The sequence below is a fragment of the Sinimarinibacterium flocculans genome, from assembly GCF_003201205.1.
Classification (GTDB): Bacteria; Pseudomonadota; Gammaproteobacteria; order Nevskiales; family Nevskiaceae; genus Solimonas; species Solimonas flocculans.
This window is the reverse complement of record NZ_QICN01000002.1, coordinates 243452-264285: the sequence shown is the minus strand read 5'-3', so window position 1 is coordinate 264285 and position 20834 is coordinate 243452. Positions and strand designations below refer to the sequence as shown.

The 20834-nt window shown below is 68.5% G+C and carries 16 protein-coding genes and 2 pseudogenes; 10 read left to right on the top strand and 8 right to left on the bottom strand.

The window, feature by feature from the left end; genetic code table 11:
* Window positions 1–56: 56 nt before the first annotated feature.
* Window positions 57–926 carry a DUF4382 domain-containing protein gene (locus C8D93_RS04905; protein ID WP_170123912.1) on the bottom strand — a complete coding sequence of 290 codons (870 nt, stop codon included), beginning with the start codon at window positions 924–926 and terminating at the stop codon, window positions 57–59.
* A gap of 33 nt (window positions 927–959) precedes the next feature.
* Here C8D93_RS04905 and C8D93_RS21085 point away from each other — a divergent pair.
* The 4 genes and pseudogenes from C8D93_RS21085 to C8D93_RS04885 all read left to right on the top strand — a co-directional run.
* A pseudogene (locus tag C8D93_RS21085) lies at window positions 960–1676 on the top strand (response regulator); the annotation flags it as partial.
* A 73-nt stretch (window positions 1677–1749) separates the two neighbouring features.
* Window positions 1750–3066 (top strand): ATP-binding protein, encoded by a 1317-nt coding sequence (locus C8D93_RS21080; protein ID WP_110264046.1) that lies wholly within the window; start codon window positions 1750–1752, stop codon window positions 3064–3066.
* Between the two features lie 67 nt (window positions 3067–3133).
* The gene (locus C8D93_RS04890; protein WP_110264045.1) at window positions 3134–4354 is read left to right on the top strand and encodes an NHL repeat-containing protein; all 1221 of its coding nucleotides are present in this window, start codon (window positions 3134–3136) and stop codon (window positions 4352–4354) included.
* A complete protein-coding gene (locus C8D93_RS04885; RefSeq protein ID WP_110264044.1) occupies window positions 4351–5607 on the top strand; it encodes an Ig-like domain-containing protein in 1257 nt (418 codons plus the stop codon). Before C8D93_RS04890 ends, C8D93_RS04885 begins: the two co-directional genes overlap by 4 nt.
* 268 nt (window positions 5608–5875) lie before the next feature.
* Here C8D93_RS04885 and C8D93_RS04880 read toward each other — a convergent pair whose 3' ends face one another.
* A complete protein-coding gene (locus C8D93_RS04880; protein ID WP_110264043.1) occupies window positions 5876–6772 on the bottom strand; it encodes a recombination-associated protein RdgC in 897 nt (298 codons plus the stop codon).
* Between the two features lie 320 nt (window positions 6773–7092).
* On the opposite strand from C8D93_RS04880, the gene C8D93_RS04875 reads away from it, so the two are divergent.
* Window positions 7093–7305: a cold-shock protein gene (locus C8D93_RS04875; RefSeq protein ID WP_110264042.1), complete on the top strand. Its 213-nt coding sequence runs from the start codon at window positions 7093–7095 to the stop codon at window positions 7303–7305.
* Window positions 7306–7462: 157 nt separating this feature from the next.
* On the opposite strand, the gene C8D93_RS04870 is transcribed toward C8D93_RS04875, so the two are convergent.
* Window positions 7463–7891 (bottom strand): hypothetical protein, encoded by a 429-nt coding sequence (locus C8D93_RS04870; RefSeq protein ID WP_110264041.1) that lies wholly within the window; start codon window positions 7889–7891, stop codon window positions 7463–7465.
* Between the two features lie 154 nt (window positions 7892–8045).
* Here C8D93_RS04870 and C8D93_RS04865 point away from each other — a divergent pair, with 154 nt between their 5' ends.
* The 3 genes from C8D93_RS04865 (at window position 8046) to C8D93_RS04855 (ending at window position 10909) form a co-directional block, all read left to right on the top strand.
* The gene (locus tag C8D93_RS04865) at window positions 8046–9527 is read left to right on the top strand and encodes an ATP-binding protein (RefSeq protein WP_110264040.1); all 1482 of its coding nucleotides are present in this window, start codon (window positions 8046–8048) and stop codon (window positions 9525–9527) included.
* On the top strand, window positions 9524–10231 hold the full coding sequence (locus tag C8D93_RS04860) for a response regulator (RefSeq protein WP_110264039.1): 708 nt from the start codon (window positions 9524–9526) through the stop codon (window positions 10229–10231). The genes C8D93_RS04865 and C8D93_RS04860 overlap by 4 nt, the downstream gene beginning before the upstream one ends.
* A gap of 162 nt (window positions 10232–10393) precedes the next feature.
* Window positions 10394–10909, top strand: coding sequence for an OmpA family protein (locus tag C8D93_RS04855; RefSeq protein ID WP_110264038.1), 516 nt, complete (start codon window positions 10394–10396; stop codon window positions 10907–10909).
* A 160-nt stretch (window positions 10910–11069) separates the two neighbouring features.
* On the opposite strand, the gene C8D93_RS04850 is transcribed toward C8D93_RS04855, so the two are convergent.
* Window positions 11070–12902, bottom strand: coding sequence for a GNAT family N-acetyltransferase (locus C8D93_RS04850; protein WP_110264037.1), 1833 nt, complete (start codon window positions 12900–12902; stop codon window positions 11070–11072).
* A 92-nt stretch (window positions 12903–12994) separates the two neighbouring features.
* Window positions 12995–13477: an SET domain-containing protein gene (locus C8D93_RS04845; RefSeq protein WP_110264036.1), complete on the bottom strand. Its 483-nt coding sequence runs from the start codon at window positions 13475–13477 to the stop codon at window positions 12995–12997.
* Window positions 13478–13618: 141 nt separating this feature from the next.
* On the opposite strand from C8D93_RS04845, the gene C8D93_RS04840 reads away from it, so the two are divergent.
* Both C8D93_RS04840 and C8D93_RS04835 read left to right on the top strand, forming a co-directional pair.
* Window positions 13619–14167: a hypothetical protein gene (locus tag C8D93_RS04840; RefSeq protein ID WP_146216511.1), complete on the top strand. Its 549-nt coding sequence runs from the start codon at window positions 13619–13621 to the stop codon at window positions 14165–14167.
* A 184-nt stretch (window positions 14168–14351) separates the two neighbouring features.
* On the top strand, window positions 14352–15821 hold the full coding sequence (locus tag C8D93_RS04835; RefSeq protein ID WP_170123910.1) for a WS/DGAT domain-containing protein: 1470 nt from the start codon (window positions 14352–14354) through the stop codon (window positions 15819–15821).
* On the opposite strand, the gene C8D93_RS04830 is transcribed toward C8D93_RS04835, so the two are convergent.
* The 3 genes and pseudogenes from C8D93_RS04830 to C8D93_RS04820 all read right to left on the bottom strand — a co-directional run bounded on the left by C8D93_RS04830 (window position 15730) and on the right by C8D93_RS04820 (window position 20815).
* The gene (locus C8D93_RS04830) at window positions 15730–16188 is read right to left on the bottom strand and encodes a flavodoxin family protein (protein ID WP_110264033.1); all 459 of its coding nucleotides are present in this window, start codon (window positions 16186–16188) and stop codon (window positions 15730–15732) included. The genes C8D93_RS04835 and C8D93_RS04830 overlap by 92 nt on opposite strands.
* 2 nt (window positions 16189–16190) lie before the next feature.
* Window positions 16191–16561 (bottom strand): annotated as a pseudogene (locus C8D93_RS21075) (hydantoinase B/oxoprolinase family protein); the annotation flags it as partial.
* A 213-nt stretch (window positions 16562–16774) separates the two neighbouring features.
* The gene (locus tag C8D93_RS04820; protein WP_110264032.1) at window positions 16775–20815 is read right to left on the bottom strand and encodes a M36 family metallopeptidase; all 4041 of its coding nucleotides are present in this window, start codon (window positions 20813–20815) and stop codon (window positions 16775–16777) included.
* Window positions 20816–20834 lie beyond the last annotated feature (19 nt).

The following is a 20834-nucleotide window of genomic DNA, read 5'->3' as shown; positions in this document are numbered from 1 at the left end:
ATCATTCCATTCATAGTTCTGCATGGTTCTGCATTCATGCAGTGCATGATCCGGCGTCAGAAGTCCACCGGTGTCGTGGCCGCTGCGGCGACCAGCGCATTGGCGCGGGCCTGGAACACGAGGTCGTCGTCCTCGCGCGGGTGCTCGGCATCGCCCTCGCAGGTCCAGGCGACGGTGTAGTAGCCGGGCGCCAGGTAGTTGATGGTGTAACGCCACAGGCCGCTGCTGTCCTGCGCCACCGGCGCCGATGCCACCGGCTGGTCGAGGTTCACCACGCTGCCGCTGTCGTGGTAGTCGGTGGGAACGACGTCGAGACCCGGATAGACGTAGACCGCAACACCGCGGCCGACGCTGCGACCGTCCCGGCAGTCGCCGTCGCCGAGGGCATCGGCGTCGACGGTGCCGGCGATGGTGCCCCAGCCGTCGGCCTTGACCACGCGCGTGACCGGCACCAGCTGCCAGACGCCGAGATCCGCCACGCGGTCGATCAGCGAGAAACGCAGGTCGACGGCGGCCACGAGGGCAACGGAGTCGGTGTCGTCGAGGTCGAGTTCGAGATCGGCGTACTCGCCGGCCGAGAGCAGTTCGAGCGGCACACTTGCGCCGCTCGCGGTCCGTACGTAAGCATCCTCGTCGTCGAAACGTAGGCGCAGGCCGACGAAGCGGCCGGAGACGTCGCCGTCGGCATCGGCGATGCGCCGGGTGTCGTCGCCGGTGTAGGCGAGCAGGTTGAAGGCCGCCTCGTCGACCGGGTCGATCCGCGTCGTCCCGCCGTCGCTGCCGAGCAGCTCGATGGTCGACAGGGCGATCTCCACGCGGGCGATGTCGTCGGCGGGCGAGGCGGCGAGATCAAGCGTCAGGTGTCCCTCGCAGGCGCCCAGCAGGGGCAGGCAGGTGAGCAGGGCAGGCGGCAATGGACGGCGCATCGTGAGACCCGGGTAGTGAAAAAAAGTCCGGCGATGCTGCGGCGCAACCCGGCGCAAGTCCTCTCCGGAGCGTGCCGAGGTGTATCCAATTGTTTCGATCGGGAACGAGACGCAAACCGTGTGGTCCGAGCGCCTGTGGATCGCAGCCCCGGCGATCCGGGGCATGCCGATACGAAGCCATACACGATGAAAGCCAAGGTTCTGCTGGTCGACGACGATTTGCGCCTGCGACAGATGGTCGGCGAGTTTCTGGGACGTCACGGGATCGACAGCGATGGTGCCGGCACGGCCGCGGCTGCGCGCCGCTGCCTGCAGCGCAGCCGCTACGACCTGATCGTGCTCGATCTGATGCTGCCGGACGAGGACGGCATCAGCCTGTGCCGCGGCCTGCGCGAGCTGCGCAGCGGCGTGCCGGTGATCATGCTCTCCGCCAAGGGCGACGACGTGGACCGCATCGTCGGGCTCGAGGTCGGCGCCGACGACTACGTCGCCAAGCCCTGCAACCTGCGCGAACTGGTCGCACGCATCTTCTCGGTGCTGCGCCGTGTCGGGCGCGCCCCGCAGGATGCGGGGCCGGCGTCGCGTCGGCGTGTGGGCATCGGCACGTTCGAACTCGATCTGTGGAGCCGCACGCTCAGCCGCGACGGTGAGCCGGTGCGGATCACGACCGGCGAGTACCAGCTGCTGGAAGTGCTGGTGACGCATGCGCGCCGCGTGCTCAGCCGCGACGAGCTGATGAGCCTGACCTCCGGCCGGCGCGGCGACGTGTTCTCGCGCAGCATCGACATCCTGATCTCGCGCCTTCGTCACGGAGAGCGGGCTCGTGAGTCTGCGCTTGCTGGCAGGCTTGCTGGTCGCCGCAGCGATCCTGCTGACGCCGTCGTTCAGCCTGCTGCTGCTGCGCTTCTTCCCGCCGCCGGACGTGGTGCTGTTCAACCTGCGGCTGTGCGAACCCGGCGAGCGGCCGAGCCGCGACAAGCCCTGCGTCGAGCCGGTGGTCCCGGGGCCGCCCGGCACCCGCGTGCAGGCGCCGACGGGAGCGCTGCCGCCGCCGCCCGTACCGGCCGCGTTCGGCACCGGAGGTGCGGCGGCGGGGCCGGAAGCGGAACCGGAACCGGCGGACACCGCCGGGCGCGCGCCGGGGATGGACGTGCGGCGGCGGCCCGGGGCCGGCCTGTTCGGCCTGCAGGTCGACCGCCCTGTGCTCGGCGGACCCTTCGGCCAGGCGCATCGCGAAAACGTCCAGGCGGTGCGCCGGCACTTCATGTGGATCAACCTGGTGAGCCTGTGCCTGGTGGTCGGCTGCGCGGTATTGCTGGCGTCGGTCGCGCTGCGCCGGCCGCTGCGTGCCCTGCTGGCCGCGATCGGCGACATCGAGCGCGGGGCCACGCCGCCGGTCTGGGCGTTCTCGGGGCCCAGCGAACTCAAGACCATCGGGCAGTCGCTGCACCGGCTCGGCCGCCAGTTGCGCAGCAACCTGCAGGAACGCGAGCTGATGCTGGCCGGCCTGTCGCATGACCTGCGTTCGCCGCTCGCGCGCATCCAGGCGGCGATAGAGCTGCGCAACGCGGAGGGCGGTCGCTGGGACGACACCCTGCGCGACATCCGCGAGATCGACCACATCGTCGGCCAGTGCATCGATTTCGCGCGCGACGGTCAGGACGAGCCGCTGCAGGACGCGAGCCTCGATGCCGTCGTGCACGCCCTGCTCGGTCGCGGCGACGCGCAGACGCGGTTGGTGCTCGACGCGCCGCAGGCGCTGCCGCTGCGCGTGGGCGCGCTGCGTCGCGCGCTGCGCAATCTGGTCGACAACGCGCGTGTGCATGGCGCGGCACCGGTCGTGGTGAGCACGCGGGTCGATGACGCGCATGCCGTGCTGTCCGTGGCCGACAGCGGCGAGGGCATCGAGGCGGCGCAGTGGCCGCGCCTGCTGCGGCCGTTCGCGCGCGGCAGCGAGGCGCGCAGCCCCGGAGGTTGCGGTCTGGGGCTGGCGATCGTGCAGCGGGTCGCGGACCTGCACGGCGGTGATCTGCGCCTGTGCCCACGCGAAGACGGGCAGGCATTCGCGATCGAACTGCGCCTGCCGCTGCACGCCGATCGCGACAACGGTTACGAACGGTTACACATCGATTCAGATTGAAGGGCGGGTCTGCGCCAAGCTTCTTCGCGCTGGCAATTGCCAGCGATCACCCGAACGGAGAACCCGCATGCCCGTACCGGCCGCGCCCGCGTACCCGGAAACCACACGCCGCCTGCAGCGCGCCGCCGTGGCCGCCGCCATGATCGCTGCGTCGATGCTGGCCGCCTGCAGCAGCGACAACGATGGCGACGACGATCTCGACCTGATCGAAGCCTTCGCCGTCGTCGGCCAGTCCGACTTTCTCGGCGCCAGCCCCAATCGCGGCGGTGGCGCCGGTGCGGGCACGCTGGCGCAGCCGCTCGGCAACGTCGCCACCGACGGCACGCGGCTGTTTGTCGCCGACACGGCCAACAACCGCGTGCTGGGCTACAGCGCGATTCCGTCCACCGACGGCGTGGCCGCCGACATCGTGCTCGGGCAGGCGGACTTCACCAGCAACGTCGGTGCCACCGGTCGCAGCCGCATGGCCCTGCCGGCCTCCGTGTTCATCGGCGAAGGCCGCCTGGTGGTCGCCGACTCCGGCAACAACCGCGTGCTGATCTGGAACAGCGTGCCCACGCAGACGGGGGCCGTACCGGACATCGTCGTCGGTCAGAGCGCCTTCGACGGCAGCGGCTCCGGCACCTCGCAGACGCGTCTGGCGTTCCCGACCTCGGCGGTGATCGCCAACGGCCGGCTGCTGGTCGCCGACCAGAACAACAACCGTGTGCTGGTCTGGAACTCGCTGCCGACGACCAACGGCGCTGCCGCGGACATCGTGCTCGGGCAGCCGGATTTCGTCACGCGCGTCGCCGACGACGAGGCCGAGGAGATGAACCGCCCGGCATCGGTGTGGAGCGACGGGTTCCGTCTGCTGGTCGCGGATTCCGGCAACCACCGCATCCTCGCGTGGTCGCTGTTCCCGCAGGAGATCGGCGCCGAGGCGGACTACGTCATCGGCCAGAGCGATTTCAGCCGCTCCAGCCCCGGCACCTCGGCATCGACGCTGCGCACGCCGTTCGGCATCAGTGCCGATGGCACGCGCATCTACGTCGCCGACTCGGGCAACAACCGCGTGTTGCAGTTCGACTCGTTCCCGATCGCCAACGGCGTGCAGGCCAGCCGGGTGTTCGGCCAGAACCAGGACTCGTTCTCGGCGGCAACCGCCAATGACGAGGACCAGGACGGCGTGGTCGACGATACGCCCAGCGCGGGGACGGTCAGTGGTGCCAGCGGCGCGTTCATCTACAACGGCGTGCTCTACGTGTCTGACCGCAACAACAACCGCGTACTGCTGTTCCCGCAATGAGGGACTCCTGCCCGCGAGCCGCCGCCCTCGTGGCGGCGGCGCTGGTCGGCGCCTGCGATTTCAACTTCGACGTCGGCGGCGGGACCGCGCCCACCGGCGTGAAGATCAGCCTGGTCGGCGACGACGAGTTCTATCGCACCTACGAATGCGCGGCATTCCAGCTGTACGCGACCGCGCAGTTCGATGGCGAGAACGCCAACGAGGGCGACGTCACCGGACGTGTCGTCTGGCGGTCGAGCAACCCGGGCGTGATCGACGTCAGCAACGGCGACATCCGCGCCGAACCCGGCAGCGTCTTTCCGGCCGGCACGGTGATCGCCCGCAGCGTCGGCACGGCCGTCATCCGCGCCGACTACATCGGCCTGTACGACGAGTTCAGCGTGACGGCCGACCCCATCGGCGATCTGACGATCACGCCGGCGCTGACGCGAATGGCGCCGGATTCGACGCAGGCCTTCGCGCTCGAGGTGACCTTCGAGGACGACGAGCCGGCCCAGGATCTGAGCGCTTCCGCCGTCTGGAGCCTGCCGACCGCCGGCGCGCCGACCGCGCTGATCGACACGTCGACCGTCAGCGTCGCCGGCGACCCGCTCGACCGCCCCTTCCTGCTCGAGGCGCGCCTGTTCACCTGCGCCCGCAGCGCCGTGCGCGAGCTGCAGCTCGGCGCCGTCACCGGCCTGCGCCTGAGCTACGAGCAACCGCAGTCGCTGGCCGTGCCGCTGGGCTACACCGACGAGATCCGCGTCGAGACCGTCTTTGCCGATGCCGGGGCGCCGCCGCAGAACGTATCGGCGCAGGTCGAGATCGACCAGGTGCTGGGCGACGACGACGATGCGAGCGTCGCCGTCGACGAGTATCTGGTCGTCGGCAGCGCGCGCGCCGACCGCGACGTGCAATACCGCCTGCGCTACAAGCCGCTCGATCTGGAGGCGCTGACCCGGGTGTATCGTTTCATCGACAGCGAGATCCTGTCGTTGCGCGTCGATCCCGCGCGCAGCAGCCTGCGCTACCCCGACACGCTGGCCCTGCAGGCCTACGGCCTGTTCGACGACGGCTTCGAACGTCCGGTCCGGCGCGAAGTTGTCTGGACCAGCCTCAACCGGGACCTTGCGACGGTCGTCATCGAAGGCGTCGATGCCGGCGAGGTCAGCGCAGTCGCCGGTGCCGAGGGCCGGGCGACGATCGAGGCCGCAACCGCCAATTCGGAAGGGCCGGTCGAAGCCGAGGCGGACATCGATATCCTGAGGGAGTGAGCTAGGGCCTGTTAACGCTACGGCGATCGCTGCGTTGCTGCCCAAAATCGTGCTGGGCAAGGCGCGCGCCGCAGTGCTTGGTGGTTCCAAGCCCAAGGTGCGCAACGCAGGCCAGCGCGATTTTGGGCGCAACCCTTCGGGACGGGGCCGTTTTGGCGCAGTGCGGCGTTGCCAGCCGCTTGCTTGGAATGACCAAGCGTCGCGTCTGGCGCCTTGCCCTGCGCCAAAACGACCTCCGTCGCAGCGACCGCTGTAGTGCTAACAGGCCCTAGTCGCGCGCGGCGTTCACCGCCGCCGCCAGGTCTTTCAGCAGGGCGCCGAGTTCACCGCTGAACAGCGCGAAGTCGATCTCGAACTGCTGCTCCGGCGGCAGGCCGTCCGACTCCTCGCGGACGCGCTCGGTATCCAGTGCCTTGAAGCGGCGGACCTGGAGCTTGTCGTCGACGACGAAGCTGATGCGGTCCTTCCAGGTTAGCGCGAGGCGTTTGACGATCTTGCCGTTGGACAGGTGGCCGGCGATGTCCTTGCCGTCGAGGGCGTGACGCAGATAGCGCACCGTCGCCTTGTTCTCGTCGGCGGTCGTCAGTTCGGCCTCGTCGTCGAGCTCGAACGGCCCCGGCGCCTGCCGGGCCGCGAGCCAGCCGGTCATCAGCGCGTCCATCGACGGCTCGGACTGCAGGGGCGTCACCGGCAGTTCGCCCAGGGCGTCGCGCAGGGTCTGCGTGAACTCGTCGGCTCGGTTGGCCGACGCGGTGTCGACCACCAGCCAGCCGCCGGCGAAATCGAACCAGCCGCGCAGCTCGGTGCGGCGGGAGAACGCCCGCGGCGTCAGTTCCACGGCGATCTGTTCGCGAATCTCGCGCTTGGCCTTGCGGCCCAGCTTGAAACCCTTGTCGCTCTCCAGCCGGGCGATGCGCTCGCCGGCGACCTGGTTGACGACCGAAGCCGGCAGCAGCTTCTCGTCGGCGCCCATCGCGATCAGGACCTGCTGTTCCTGGCCGTAGGCGAACTGGCCGGCGTCGTTGACCGGGACCCAGCCGCGCGTCTGCAGCGTCAGGCCGGCGCACGGTTGCAGCGGAAATTCGGTCAGCGTCGCCTCGAGTTCACCGGGCGTGCGGGACCAGCCCGGAGGCAGGCGGTAGATCGTCAGGTTTCGGAACCACATGATGGCAGCGGCAATCGGGCAGGCGGCGAGGGGCGGCGATGATAACAAGCGAATCGCCGGGCTCCGCGGCGGTCCGGCTCAGCACCGGCAGATGCGCCGGAACCCCCCGGAAAGGCAGGAAAAATTACGCTGCAATGCACATTCGACAGCCCTCTTGGGAGGGTGTAGAGTCATGCGCGCATCCGTTTCAGGCAGCGTTCATTGCGGGTGAGATCGATCCGCCCGCGGGCGGTGTCGCGCGAGGCCCCGACCGCTTCTTGTTCGCTTGCACCCACCGGGCGGGGGTTGCCCGATTTCAATCTGCTTTAAAGGAATGTCGTATGTCGAATGTTGCAACGGGCACGGTGAAGTGGTTCAACGAAGCGAAGGGCTTTGGCTTCATCACGCCGGAAGGCGGCGGTGAAGACCTGTTCGCGCACTTCCGCGAGATCCAGGGGACGGGCTTCAAGACGCTGAAGGAAGGGCAGAAGGTCCAGTTCGAAGTTCGCCGTGGCCCCAAGGGCCTGCAGGCGGCGCAGATCCGCGCGCTCTAAGCCGCACTCAAGATTTCGGATTCCGAAACCCCGGCCTTGCGGCCGGGGTTTTTTGTTGTTTGAACGGCGGGCCGGCCTCGCAGCCGGGGTTTTTTGTTGCCTGAACGGCGGGCCGGCCTTGCGGCCGGGGCTTTCGTTGCCTGACGGATGAAGGCATTCAGCCGTCTTCACCCGTGTCGGCGTCGGGACGCGGGCCCTTCTTTCCGAGATGACGCGGCTTCGCCTCGGCGAGAGTCTGGGCCTGCTCGGCCGTGATCATCTGCGCCGCCAGGGCCTGCGCGATGACGGCCTGGCGTGCCTGCTCCATCGCGGCCTTCATCGCGTCGCGATCCAGGCCCAGGGTTTCGGCGGCTTCGCGCGGACCGCCGTCGGCGAACAGTTCGCGGACTTCGTCCGCGGTACGGCCGGTCTGCTTCGCCAGCTCGGCGGCCAGCGCGTTGCCGAAGACCATGCGTTCGAGGGAAGGACCGTGCATGCGCTGCATGCGCCGGCCGTCGCGGCCCTCTGTGTCGGCGGCGTGAACCGCGGTGGCGCCGAGTGCGACGCTGGTCAGCACCGCGGCGACGACGAGTTTGATCGGTTTCATGGGGGGCTCCTTTTCGGGTGGACGTTGCGGTAGCGCGCATGCGCTTCCGCCACGCTGTCCAGACTAGGCGGCGATTGTGGGGAAACCGTGGAGAAAGCCTGCGGACAATCTGCAGGTCGCTGCCGTGGCAGCGAGCGCCCTCTAAGATGAGGCCATGCGCCAGAACCCGAAGCGGCTGCAAGCCGACCGCCCAACCCTCGCCCGCGTGGCGGGAGAGGGGGGACCGGCGGCGGAGCCGACGGTGGGTGAGGGCGGCAAGCCGCGACGCGGCTTGCCGCTGTTCTGGAAGCTGTTTGCCGTGCAACTGCTGGCGGCCGCGGCGCTGCTGTCCGGCGTGCTGCTGCTGATGCGCCAGCAGACGGCGACGAGCTTCGCCGCCTATGTCGAGGCGCACGAACGTCAGCGGCTCGAGGACGTTGCCGAGCGGATCGCCGACCAGCATGCGCAGACCGGCGACCTGGCGCTCGCCGCGCTGTCGGTGCGCGAGTTGCGGCGGCGCGCCCTGCTGCCGCCACCGCCGGCCGACGCCGAGCGTCGACGACGCCGGCTGCGCGCACCGCTCACGGTGCTCGATGCCGATCTGCGCCCCGTGGCCGGCGTCCCCTTGCCGCCGGGCGAGGCCCTGCGGGTGCCGATCGTCGACGACGGCGTCACGCTCGGCTACGTCGCGCGCCCGCCGCTGCCGGAATGGATCGCGCCCGACGAGGTCGGGTTCTGGAGGCGGCAGACCGAGGCACTGATGCGTGCCGCCGCCATCGGCCTGCCGCTGGCAGCATTGTTCGCGGCGCTGATCGCGGCGATGGTGCTGCGGCCGCTGCGGCGGCTGTCCGTCGGCACCGCGGCGCTGGCGCGGCGCGAGTTCAGCCTGCGCCTGGACGCGGACCGTGGCGACGAGTTCGACCGCTTGGCGGCGGACTTCAATGCGCTGGCGGCGGCGCTGGAACGCTACGACCGCAACCAGCGTCAGTGGCTGGCCGACGTCGCTCACGAACTGCGCACGCCGCTGGCGGTGCTGCGCGGCGAACTCGAAGCCGTGCTCGACGGAGTGCGTCCGGCCGGTCCGGCGCAGCTGCAGTCGATGCAGCAGGAGGTGCAGCGTCTCGGCGGCCTGATCGACGACCTGCACCTGCTGTCGCTGGCCGAATCCGGCGGGCTGCCGCTCGCCCGCGAGCGCTGCGACATCAATGCCCTGGTACTGGGGGCGGTGGCCCGTTTCGACGCGCCGCTGCGGCAGGCCGGCTTTGCCTTGGAGGCCCAGCTCGCCGAGGGCGAGTTGATGGCCTCCGTGGACGCTCAGCGCATCGAGCAGGTGCTCGCCAACCTGCTCGGCAACGTGTTGCGTCATGCGCAGCCGTCCGCCCCGGTCCGCATCAGTACCGCGGCGGCCGATGGCAGGGTCGAGGTTCGCGTCTGCGACGGTGGTCCGGGGGTGCCTGCGGATGCGCTGCCGCGGCTGTTCGACCGTCTGTACCGGGTCGAGTCGGCGCGCTCGCGTGACGGCGGAGGTACCGGCCTCGGGCTGGCGATCTGCCGCTCGATCGTCGAGGCGCACGGCGGGCGCATCGAGGCGCGCGCCAGTGCCGGGGGCGGCCTGTGCATCGGGGTCGAACTGCCGGCGGCAGGAGCGGGCACATGAGCGCGCCACGTGTCCTGGTTGTCGAGGACGAAACCAAGCTCGCCGCCTTGCTGCGCGATTACTTCGTGCACGCGGGGTTCGATGTGGAGGTGCTCCACCGGGGCGACGAGGTGCTGTCCGCACTGCGGCGCCGGCCGGTGGATCTGCTGCTGCTCGACCTGCAGTTGCCCGGCAAGGACGGGCTGGCGCTGTGCCGCGAGCTGCGCGCCGGTGGCGGCGGGCCGGCGATCATGATGGTCACGGCGCGCGTGGACGAGATCGACCGCCTGCTCGGGCTCGAACTCGGCGCCGACGACTACGTCTGCAAGCCGTTCAGTCCGCGCGAGGTGGTCGCCCGGGCGCGGGCGATCCTCCGGCGCCTGGCGCCACAGGCCGGGCCCGGCGGTCGTCGCATCGCGCTCGGTCCGCTGGAACTGGACCGCGATGCGCACAGCCTGCGTGTCGCCGGCACGGACGTCGCCCTCACGCCGATCGAGTTCCGCATCCTCAGTGCGATGCTCGAGCAACCGCAGCGGGTGTGGTCACGCGCGCAGCTGCTCGAACGTGCACGCGGGACCGACTTCGCCGGCTACGAGCGCAACATCGACAGCCATGTGAAGAACCTGCGGCGCAAGCTGCGTGAGGCGCTGGGCGACCGCGATCCGCTGCGCAGCGTCTACGGCGTCGGCTACGGGCTCGACGCTGCGGTCCTGGGCGGGGATTGAGTTTCCTGCCGTCGCGCCGTTCTATCGAACGGCTGCATGGATCGGTGCTGCATAAATCGAAAAATATCGGTGGTGCCGATGCGCGGCGCGGGCATGGCTGCGTGATCTAATGCGCGGCCCTCCGGGCCCCCTCCCCAACTCTCTTCGCAAAGGCAGTGTTTCATGGCTAACAAAGGCCTCGTTCTTTCCGTACTTCTCATCGGCGCCGCGCTGAGCGGCTGCGCCAGCACCCGTGATCGTCAGGACGCCGCGGAGGCGACCTACGGCGGCGGCAACGCCTACGCTCCCGCCCCGGTCGACGGCGGCGTGTCGCTGAGCGCGGGCAACTCCGCCGTCGGCCTGCCGGCCGGTGTCCACGACGCGACCATCTACTTCGCCTACGACAGCGACATGATCGATGCCGGTGGCCGCAACAAGATCGCCGCCTGGGCGCGCTATCTGACGGCCAACCCCTCGGCGACCGTGCGCCTCGAAGGCCACGCCGACGAGCGCGGCACCAGCGAGTACAACCAGGCGCTCGGCGAACGGCGCGCGCTGGCGGTCCGCGACGCGCTGGCTGCCGCCGGCGTTGCCGAGATGCAGATGTCGACGCTGAGCTACGGCGAGAGCCGTCCGGCGGTGCAGGGCCTCGACGAGCGGGCCTTCGCGCAGAACCGGCGCGTCGAAGTCGTCCGTTAGGAGCCTGGGCGGTAGGAACCGCGCAGGCGAGGCAAAGCCATTTCGAGGCAGGTTTCGCGTTGATTCGAGGCCAATAGCAGGGACTACTGGCCGAGAGGCCGCGCGGAAGATGGCCGAAATGGCGAAGCCGCAGCCGCGCGCGTTTCTGCCGCCCAGGTTCCTAGGACACGCCGGTCGTCTTCGGAGCCCCGCCCTGGCGGGGCTCTTTCGTTCTGGACGGTGCCACCGGTTGTTCCGGTGCGGGGTGCGAGAGGCGGGCATGATGGCCCTGCCACAGACCCTCGAAGAAGGCGCGCGCATTGATGCCCAGTGTGCGCGTGCGGTAGCCCCCTTCCTGCACGACCAGCGTCGGCAGCGACAGCGCGCCGACGCGGTGACCGTTGCTGCGGAAATCGGCTGCGGCCAGCGGCCAGCTGCCGGTGGGGTCGGCCTTGGCCGTGTCCAGGCCGAGCGCGATGACCAGGTAGTTCGCGCCGAACTCGCCGATGCGGCGCAGGGCCTGGGACAAGGCCTGCCGGTAGGTCTCGGCGGTGATCCGTTCCGGCAGCGGCAGATTGAGGTTGGCGCCGACGCCGGCCCCGGCGCCGGTCTCGTCGGCGAACCCGGCGAAGTGCGGATACGCGGCCGGCGGTGCGCCGTGAATGGACACGGTCAGCACGTCGGCGCGCTCGTAGAAGATGTCCTGCGTGCCGTTGCCATGGTGGAAATCCAGATCGAGGATCGCCACCCGGCCGAAGCCGCTGAGGTATGCGGCGGCGACCGCGGCCGAGTTCAGGTAGCAGAAGCCGCCGAACACGCGGCGCTCGGCGTGATGCCCGGGCGGGCGCACCAGCGCATACGCCAGGTGGAAACCCTCGAAGAGCACGCGCGCACCGGTCACCGCGCAGTCCACCGCGCCGCGCGCGGCCGGCCAGACGTTGCGGTGCAGCGGCGTGAAGGTGTCGGTGCAGTAGTAGCCCAGACGCAGCTCGAGATCGCGTGGCGGTCGCGTCTGGTTGCGCACCGGAAAGATGATCGGATAGATCGACTTCTTCGGCGCCAGACTTTCGCAGGCTTCGCGCAGGTAGTCGACGTAGTCCGGCGCGTGCACACGCTTGAGCAGACTGTCCGGCGTGTGCCGCGGCTCGATGCGGCTGAACAGCCGTGTCTTCTGCAACTCGTCGAGGATCGCCGGGATCCGTACCGGGACCTCGACGTAACCGCGGTCGCGCACGTGGTGGATGTCGTGGCCGCTGTTGACCAGCAGCGCGATGCCCTTGTCGGCGTCGGTGCGGCGCACCGGCACCGGTTCGGTCGCGCGGCGCGCGTACTGCGGCGCGCGCAACTGCGCCGGATCGTCGGCAAAGGACTGGGCGATGCGCGCGATCTCCGCCTCGGCGATCAGCTTGCCGTACTTGCGCTCGAGAATCGCCGATACGACCTTGCGCAGCAGCACGCGCCGCAGCGGCTGCGGCCGGCCGAGGCGGTCGACCATCAGGTAATACAGGTCGGTGTCGCCCGGAAATACCGGACTGTCGTAGGCGTTGTTCAGGATCGGGCGCGCGTCGTAGCGCTCGTAGAAGCGCAGGCGGCTCTGGTTCTGTCGCAGCAGCACCTGGTCGACGATCACGTTCGGATCGTCGACGCTGCACTCGAAGAACAGGGCGTGCAGCCCGAGCGCTTCCACCTCCTCGCGCACGGCCTCGTAGAGCACGCCGCCGATGCCGCCGCCGGTGGTTTCCGGCGCGGCGCTGATCAGCTCGAGGAACGCGACGTTGAGGTCGGTCAGATGCAGCAGCATCGCGAAGCCGCGGACGAGTCCGCGGGCGTTCTCGACGACGAACAGGATGGACCGGTAGCGGAAGTGCAGCGGATCGCGCAGTTGCTGCTCGACCTTGTCGAGATCCTCGTCACGGGCGCGCGGGAACTGCGCGCGGATGATCGCCCGCACCTGTTCGAGGGCGTCCCGGTTCGCGGGCGAGACGGCGTCATGAATCTTGCGGATGCGGAACATGAACGACCACCGGGCCGTGGGGCAGCCAGCATATCCCTGCGGGAGGGATTCCCGCCAAGCGTTCCGGCGGCTGCGCCGCCGGCCCGCCGCGCTCAGGCGGCGGCGCGGCGTCTCTTGGGCTTGAGCATCGTCCCGGTACAGGTCGGGGCGCCGCAGCGGCAGGCCCAGATCTTCTTGAGCCTGGGCGTGTGCGCTTCATCGAGGGTGATGCCGTAGTCGTAGGTCAGCTCCTCGCCGGCGCGGATCGCGCGCGCGGTCTCGATGAAGACCCGATCCTTGCGGCGATCGCCGTTGTCGTCCTCGTGCAGCACCGCCTCGCAGTTCGGTGCGCAGCTGTGATTGATCCAGCGTGCATTGTTGCCGCCGACGTTGGCGTCGATGACCCAGTCGTCGTTGAGCGTGAACAGGAACGTATGCCCGCTGTCGGTATCGCCCCCGTAGCACTGGTCGATCTCGTGATGCGGCCGCAGCGTGCCGCGGTACTGGATGACGCGCAGGCCCTTGGGCAGGTCGCGTGCGGCGAAAACGCCGTTGCCGTGGATCGGCGATCGACGGGTGATGATGTTGCGGGTCATGTCGGGCTGCTCTGAACGGGCCGGAATTATGCCCAAGCCGAGCACGTTCTGTGCCGTTGTCAGCCGATGTTCAGAGTCGAGTCAGGCGCCGCGCGGATGATGGGGGCCTGCACAGCGTCGTGCGACAACTCGAAGAACTCCATGATGGTTAGCACCCGCAAGACTCTGGTCGCGGCGTTTGCCTTGCTGGCATTGCCCGGTGGCGCGCTGGCGCACAGCTACAACTACATCGAAGGCGGTTTCGTCGATCGCGACATCAAAGGCAGCGACGATTCCGGCTTTCGCATCGCCGGCTCCGGCCAGGTGCATCGCCAGCTCGCGCTGATCGGCGAGTACGTCGACACCGGTGATCTCGAACAGACCAGTCTTGGCGCCCGCGTGTTCGGGCCGCTGCAGCGCGACCTCGACTGGACCGCCGCGGCGACGATCGAGTTCGTCGATGCCGGGCGTGACGACGACACCGGCTACGGCCTGCGCGGCGGCCTGCGCTGGCGCTTCGCACGTGCCTTCGAGCTGAACCCGGAGATCGTGCACTTCGACGCCTTCGACGAGGGCTTCACCTCGCTGCGCGTCGCCGGTCTTTACAGCCTCGATCCGAATCTGGCGATCCAGGCCGCCCTGCAGGGCGGCGATGATGACCGTTTCGAGGCCGGTATCCGCTACAGCTTTGCGCCGGGGTCGGTGCGCTAGCGCAGAAGCACGGTGGCAAAACCGCGGCGGCCATTGGCCGCCGCATTCATTGGTGCCGATGGTGGCGCCGGCGTGACAGCAACGAGGTTCCGTCATCGTGCGGATGTACGGTGATGAGGACGACGACAGCCCAGACGGTGTGGAGGAGACAATGCCTAGGACGGCAGCGGGGCGAGGTGAACGCATGAGCGCGGTGGACCGCGCCTGGCTCGAGATGGATGAGCCGAACAATCCGATGGTGGTCAGTGCGGTGCTCGAACTCGACCGGGTCGACGACGTGCGGCGCCTGGTGCAGCACGTGGTCGAGCGCCTGGTCGGCTATCCGCGCTTCCGCCAGTGCGTCGACCGCAGCGTCGAGCCGCCGGTCTGGTGCAATGTCGCCGATCTGTCGCTGGCGTATCACGTGCGCATCTTCCATCTCACCGAAGACGGCCCCGAGCACTGCATCACCGCGGCAGTCGCGCGCGAGGTTGCCGGCGCCCTCGATCAGCGTCATCCGCTCTGGCAGCTGATCGTGTTCATGCGCGACGAGGGCCGGGTGACGGTCCTGTTCCGTGCTCATCATGCGATTGCCGACGGCATGGCCCTGATCGGCGTGCTGATGCGCTGTACCGATGAGCCGGCGCAGCCGCCGCGGGATGCGGCGACCGAGGCGCGGCTGGCGGTGCGTCGACTGTTTGCCCGCATCGACCGGGCCGCCGGTACGATACAGGACCTGGTCCGCATCGCCCGCGATCGTGCACGCTGGGGCGAGCACCTGGCGGTGCCGCTGCGCCACGGACGTGACACTGCCTTGGCGTTTCGTCGCGTGCTGCGCCTGCCGCAGGACAACCCGTCGTGCCTGCGTCAGCCGCTCAGCGGCGAGCGTCGGGTGGCGTGGTCGGGTGCGCTGCGTCTGGCGCCGGTCAAGGCACGGGCGCGCAAACTCGGGGTCAAGGTCAATGACCTGTTCCTCGCGGCGCTGGCCGGCGCCATCAGCCGCTATCTGAAGGACGCGCAGTCCGACGGCGCGGATGCACGAAATCTGCGGATCTCGATTCCGGTGAACCTGCGCAAGCCAGTGGATGGCGAGCTCGGCAACTGCTTCGGACTGGTGCTGCTCGACCTGCCGATGGAGCCCCTCGACTGGCAGACGCGGCTGCGCCTGGTCGCGCAGCGCATGCAGAGCCTGAAGCGCTCGCCGGAAGCCCGTGCGACGCTGCTCGGTCTGGCCGCCGCCGGACGCCTGCCGATCGCCTGGGAGAAATCGCTGGTCAACTACCTCGCCGGCAAGTCGGCCGCAGTGGTCTCGAACCTGCCCGGACCGCAGCAGGCGCTGACGATTGCCGGCGCGCGACTCGGCAACCTGGTGTTCTGGCCGCCGCAGACCGCCGGCATCGGTGTCGGCATCAGCTTGTTCAGCTACAACGGCCGCGTCACCGTCGGCATCTCCGCGGATCTCGCGCTGATCGAGGATCCGGCGCGCATCGTTGCCTTGTTCGAGGACGAGCTGCGCCTGATCCTGCAGCCGCGCAAGCACGCCGCGGTCCGTGAGCTGCGGCAGCCCGCGCGGCCGACGCTGGTCAGAACAAGCTCAGTGACAGACCCGCCGCCATCATCTGACCGAGTTCGCACGCCTGATCCAGCGCACCCGGCGCAAGTCCACCACGGCTGATCAGCGGCTCGGCGACGGCCTTCCAGCCGTAGCCGGTGGCGATGCGCTCGATCGCACGCACCGTGCCGCTGCCGTCGTTGTCGCAGCTGATGAACACGGCGTAGGGCAGACCGATGGTCTTGCCCTCGGCCGGGTAGTAGGTGCGGTCCATGAAGTCCTTCATGCCGCCCGACATATAGCCGAAGTTTTCCGGCGTGCCGAGCAGCAGGCCGTGTGCCCAAAGCAGATCGTCGAGCGTCGCGTCGAAGGCATTGCGCATCCGCAGCTCAACCTCATCGGCAAATTCGCGTGCACCGCTGGCGGCAGCGTCGGCGAGCTGCCGGGTGTGGCCGGACTGGCTGTGCCAGACGAGCAGCAGATGTTTCATGGCCCGGCCTCGCCGTAACCGCCGCCATCCAGCCCCGGCGCTGTCGTGCTGCGGTGGTTCGACAGCATCGCTGCAGTCATCGGCGCAAGAAAGCGGATGCGACGGATGACGCCATCGCCGCCACGGTGACGTCCGCGCCCGCCGGAGCGCTGCGGATCGCGAACTGTTCGACGCGCACCGGAAAGCCGGTTTCCAGCACTTCCGGATCGGTCAGCCGGTTGTTGGTCATGTACGTGTGCACGGCCCTGGCGCCGTCAAAGCCCGGTCCGGCGCCGCCGCAGATTGTCTCATAGTACTGATGCACGCCGTCGTACTGATGCACGCCGTCGCCGAAAGTGAAGTTGTCAATCGTGCCTCGTGATTCTCCCCAAACCTCAGCCAGCTTCAGTCGATGCTCTGGCCCTGGCGCGGTGACGGCGGAAGCTCGCAGCAGGCGGGCAGCATGGCGGACAGATCGAAAGCGACAGCCGCTTCTGAAACTGCACCCGATTGATCGACGGGGATGTTCTCCATCTGAGCCCTGTCGCGATCTTCGCCACCAGCAGGCTCAGCACACGAGCCTGGCTGAGGTTCGGAGATAATCACGTCAGGCGATGAGCGTGCGCCGACGGCGCATGCTCACGGCCAGCGCGAACAGGCCGAGCAGGCCAAAGCCCATGGACCCGCCGCCGCCGGAGTTGCCGCCGCTGGCGGGGGGCGTTGTTGGTGTCGCGGACGGCGTCGGCGTCACCTGTCCGGTCGGCGTGGGGGTTGGTGTCGGTGATGTCGTCGGCGTCGGCGTGACCGAGGGGGTGGGCGTGACGGTTGGCGTGGGCGTGCTCGTCGGCGTGCTCGTCGGCGTGGGCGTCGGCGTGGGCGTCGGCGTGGGTGTCGGCGTGGGCGTCGGCGTGGGCAAGGGGATGGGTTCGACCGCGCAGTCGCCGTCCTCGGCGCTGACGGTGATGAACGCGGGTTCGGCGCCGGTGGTCCTGACGTTGTCGATCACCCAGCCTTCGTCGCCGACGAGCGAATCGGACGCCACGGTGAAGCGCAATCGGACACTGTGGCCCGCCACGAGATCCCTAAAGTCGAGCGTTTCGGTTTCCACGGCGTCGTTGCTGCCGACGTAGCCGCTGCGGCTGTTGACCAGCAGGGTGCCGGTGTAGCCGCCGCTGAAGCTGGCCCCGAACGCTTCGGCGTCGACCCAGTCACCGCCATCGACGCTGACGTCGATCACGCCGCCGTCATAGCCGATGCCCAGCAGCGGAAACAGGGCTTCGAACGAGTAGTAGTGGTCGAAGCTGAACGTGAACTCGGCCCCTGCCGGTACCACGAAGGAAGGCGTCACCAACCGCATCTCGGCGGCCGTATCCAGGTTCGGTGCGAACCAGCCAATCCCGCTGCCGGTGATCGCGTTCTCGTCGGTCAGCGTCCACACCGTGGTGGTGCCGGAGGAGGTGGCACTCCAGCCGATGGCAGCCAGTTCCGGCGACTCCAGATCGTCCGATTCCGCGGGCGCGCCGTCGTAGTTGACCAGCAGGGAGTAGTTCGTGGTCTGCGGGTAGGCGACGGTCTCGTCGGGATCCGCCGGCTTGTCGATGTCCAGCGTCAGCGTCAGTTCGAGCGGTGACGGGGCATCGTCCGACAGCGCTACGTCGACGAAGGCCAGGGTGGTTTCGCCGACGTCTCCCGCGGTGAAGCTGAGGCTGTCGCCGCTGACCAGCGTCAGGCTGTTCGGGCTGGCGCTCAGTCTGGCGGTGAGCATTTCGCCCGAAGTGTAGGCCCCGTTGTTCCGCAGCGAGAAGGTCAGTACGCCAGTTTCGCCGGCATCAAGAATGCCGTCATGGTCACAGGCATCGTCGCCGCTGGCGGCGAGCACCAATTCCAGCGTCGGCGGTTCGGCGGCCAATGCGATGTAGCTTTCGACGACGTTGGCGTGGTCGGTGCTGTTGCGTGCCGGCGACACGGCATCGATGCCCATGCCGCGCAGTGCGAAGGCCTTGGCCATGACCCCGAAGTCGTTGAGGTCGGCCGCTTTGGCACAGGCCAGCACGCCATCGCGTGCTTCGGTGAAGGTGGGCGAGGCGGGTGTCATCTTCATGCCGCAGATGATGTAGTCCTTCATCCGCGACTGTGCCTCGGAGAACGACAGTTCCGGCCGGTTCAGCAGCATCGTGTACGCGTGAAGCATCGTGTTTGCCCACACTTCACCCGCGTTGTGCACTGCGGAATTGGTCGCGCCATCGGTGCCGAAGCCGACCGGTGCGTCACCTTCCAGCGCCACGCCGTTCTCGATGTGCTTGAAGGTCAGCAGGTTTTTGCTGAAGTCCGCCGAGTACGGCATCCGGCGGATGCCGTAGTAGAAGCTGTCGAGCACGTAGTAGCCCGACGGGTAGGCGCCCTGCCAGGACTGGTTGCCGGGCACATTGACGTCGTCTTCGCGCACAGAGAGCATCCACGAAGAGATGTCGCCCCAGCCTTCGCCGAGGCTGCGGCCCTGATTGTTGCTCAGGCCGTTACCGTCCGAGACCAGGCGGTTGCTGACGTAGTGGAAGTACTCGTGCGCGATCACGAGATTGTCGAGGGTGCCGTCGTAGTCAATCGACGGCTCGCGGCGCACGTGCATGGTGATGCTGTCGCCGGCTGCGAGCTGCGCCTTGAGGGCGTCGCCGTTGGCCTTGCTGATCATCACTGCCGGTGTCGTGTAAAGGCCGTCGGTGGTGAAGCCGATGTCGATCGGGATGTCGGCGTTGCCCATTGCTAACGGCTCGCCCTCGCCGTTGTTGACGACGATCATCGCCGCCGCCCCGGACAGCATGGCGTACTGTTCCTTGGTGGTGAACGCGCAGCTTCCGCGGTCGATCAGCACGATGCGGCCCGCCAGCGTCGGATCCGGCAGCGGTACGTCGGGAACCAGGCCCAGCCCGATCGGGTCCTGGATCAACAGGTCGTCGTTGCAGCCGTTGGTGACCGGGTCGGAGCCGTCGTCGATCAGCACCAGCTCGCCGATGACGTCGAACTCTGACGGGCCGAAGCTGGCGCCGGAAAAGCGGTAGCCGTCGCCCGCCGCCGTGGACGGGCAGTTGTCGTTCGGCGACTGCTGGCAGACCTCGCCTGAGATCGAGCCGTCGAAAAGATACATCTGCATGCGTGGCGAGCTGCCGTCGCCAGGGGTCAGCATGTTGGCGTTGTTGCGCCCGCCACCGTCCTGGCCCTGGGCCTGAATCGGATCGCCGTCGATGCCGCCGCGGCCGTAGTTGTCGGTCTGCGCATTGCCGGCGATTTCGTTGAACCCGTGGTCGTACCACCAGTCATGCAACCAGTTGTGCATATAGAACAGGTTGACGATGGCAGCCTGCTTGGCGTCGGCCGTGGATGGATCGTCGTCGGCCTGAATCGGGTAATCGAAGGTGGTGTCGCCGGTGGTCGCGCTGCGCAGGTCGCCGGTGAACGGCACGTAGCCGTCACCGGGCCAGTTGAACGGCTGGTTGTTCAAGTAGATGCCCGGATCGAGTTGCAGGCCGGAGTCCAGATAGGCATCCGCGTGGTTGCCGGTCGTGGTGGTGGCGCCATCCGGCAGCCAGGCATCACCCGTGCTGATCGGGCCGCTCACCAGCGTGACGAGATTGGCGGTGCCGCTGGTACGCGCCGGCACGTCGTTCGGTCCTGCGCCGGCAAACGGCACGTCGGCGTTGCCGAGCGGGGAGTCATAGGGCTGATGAATGCCGTCGTCGTCGGCGAAGACGCGGTAGGTGTACGCGGTGTTCCCTCCCTCATAGGCGATCAGGCTGTTGCGGAACAGGATCTCGCCGGAGCTGGCCGAGATCACGTAGCCGTAGCCGTCCTGTCGCTGCAGGCTGGCAGGCCGTCCGACCACTTCCAGGTAATACGCTGGTTCCAGACGATCGGGGAGCGGGAAATACACCTGCTTGAGGCGGACCGGGCGCTCCAGCAGGTAGTTGGGCGCGCTGTCGAGCACGCCGTACAAAAGATAGCCGCCGGCTTTCTTTTCGCTGCTCAGCAGCTTGGGGCTGAGGCTGCCACCGAGGTCGGCCACGGCCGTGCGAATGGCGTTGCCGGCGTCGAGGCTGAAGCCGCTGGCTTTTGCGAGCGTGGCGTCGCGCTGGAAGCTGCCGGAGATGGCGACCAGGCGGTTGGCGCCGTCGGTAAGGACGTTGAGGCTGCGGTTGAAGACTTCGATGTCGCCAACACGCTGCCGATAGCGCGAGACGGTGCCGCCCTGTCGCGTGAGCTGGGTATCGATCAGCTTGGCGTCGGTGATCATCTGGCGGTCCAGTCCGAGGACCGCGGCTTTCTGGCTCAGATATGCGCGCCCCAGTGCTTCCGGCAGGGCCTTGGCGATGACCGGGCCCACGGCTGCCGCCTGGGCATCATGGGCCCACAGGAACGTCGGGCTGCCGAGCAGGTGGTCGTAAGTGGAGGCGTAGCCTTGCGCCGAGCGGTGTTGCTGGAGCTGCGCGGAGCGCGCTTTGGGGAGGTCTGCGCGCTTGCCGGCGGTCTGTGCGTGTGCCTGCGCGTAGTACGCGTCGTAGTTGGGGCGCACCGCGGCGGTCTGCCCCTGTGCGGAAAATGCCGCGGCCGCTGTCAACCCGGCCGACAGCAGCGCGGTGCTGGCTCGTGTTCTCATCCCGTACCCCGTTGGATTG

Coding starts and splice junctions, on each gene's coding strand:
- C8D93_RS04855 (WP_110264038.1), top strand. CDS start 10,394: ATGGCTAACAAAGGCCTCGTTCTTTCCGTACTTCTCATCGGCGCCGCG.
- C8D93_RS04905 (WP_170123912.1), bottom strand. CDS start 926: ATGCGCCGTCCATTGCCGCCTGCCCTGCTCACCTGCCTGCCCCTGCTG.
- C8D93_RS04830 (WP_110264033.1), bottom strand. CDS start 16,188: ATGAAACATCTGCTGCTCGTCTGGCACAGCCAGTCCGGCCACACCCGG.
- C8D93_RS04880 (WP_110264043.1), bottom strand. CDS start 6,772: ATGTGGTTCCGAAACCTGACGATCTACCGCCTGCCTCCGGGCTGGTCC.
- C8D93_RS04870 (WP_110264041.1), bottom strand. CDS start 7,891: ATGAAACCGATCAAACTCGTCGTCGCCGCGGTGCTGACCAGCGTCGCA.
- C8D93_RS04835 (WP_170123910.1), top strand. CDS start 14,352: ATGAGCGCGGTGGACCGCGCCTGGCTCGAGATGGATGAGCCGAACAAT.
- C8D93_RS04845 (WP_110264036.1), bottom strand. CDS start 13,477: ATGACCCGCAACATCATCACCCGTCGATCGCCGATCCACGGCAACGGC.
- C8D93_RS04865 (WP_110264040.1), top strand. CDS start 8,046: ATGCGCCAGAACCCGAAGCGGCTGCAAGCCGACCGCCCAACCCTCGCC.
- C8D93_RS04860 (WP_110264039.1), top strand. CDS start 9,524: ATGAGCGCGCCACGTGTCCTGGTTGTCGAGGACGAAACCAAGCTCGCC.
- C8D93_RS04890 (WP_110264045.1), top strand. CDS start 3,134: ATGCCCGTACCGGCCGCGCCCGCGTACCCGGAAACCACACGCCGCCTG.
- C8D93_RS04875 (WP_110264042.1), top strand. CDS start 7,093: ATGTCGAATGTTGCAACGGGCACGGTGAAGTGGTTCAACGAAGCGAAG.
- C8D93_RS04850 (WP_110264037.1), bottom strand. CDS start 12,902: ATGTTCCGCATCCGCAAGATTCATGACGCCGTCTCGCCCGCGAACCGG.
- C8D93_RS04885 (WP_110264044.1), top strand. CDS start 4,351: ATGAGGGACTCCTGCCCGCGAGCCGCCGCCCTCGTGGCGGCGGCGCTG.
- C8D93_RS04820 (WP_110264032.1), bottom strand. CDS start 20,815: ATGAGAACACGAGCCAGCACCGCGCTGCTGTCGGCCGGGTTGACAGCG.
- C8D93_RS04840 (WP_146216511.1), top strand. CDS start 13,619: ATGATGGTTAGCACCCGCAAGACTCTGGTCGCGGCGTTTGCCTTGCTG.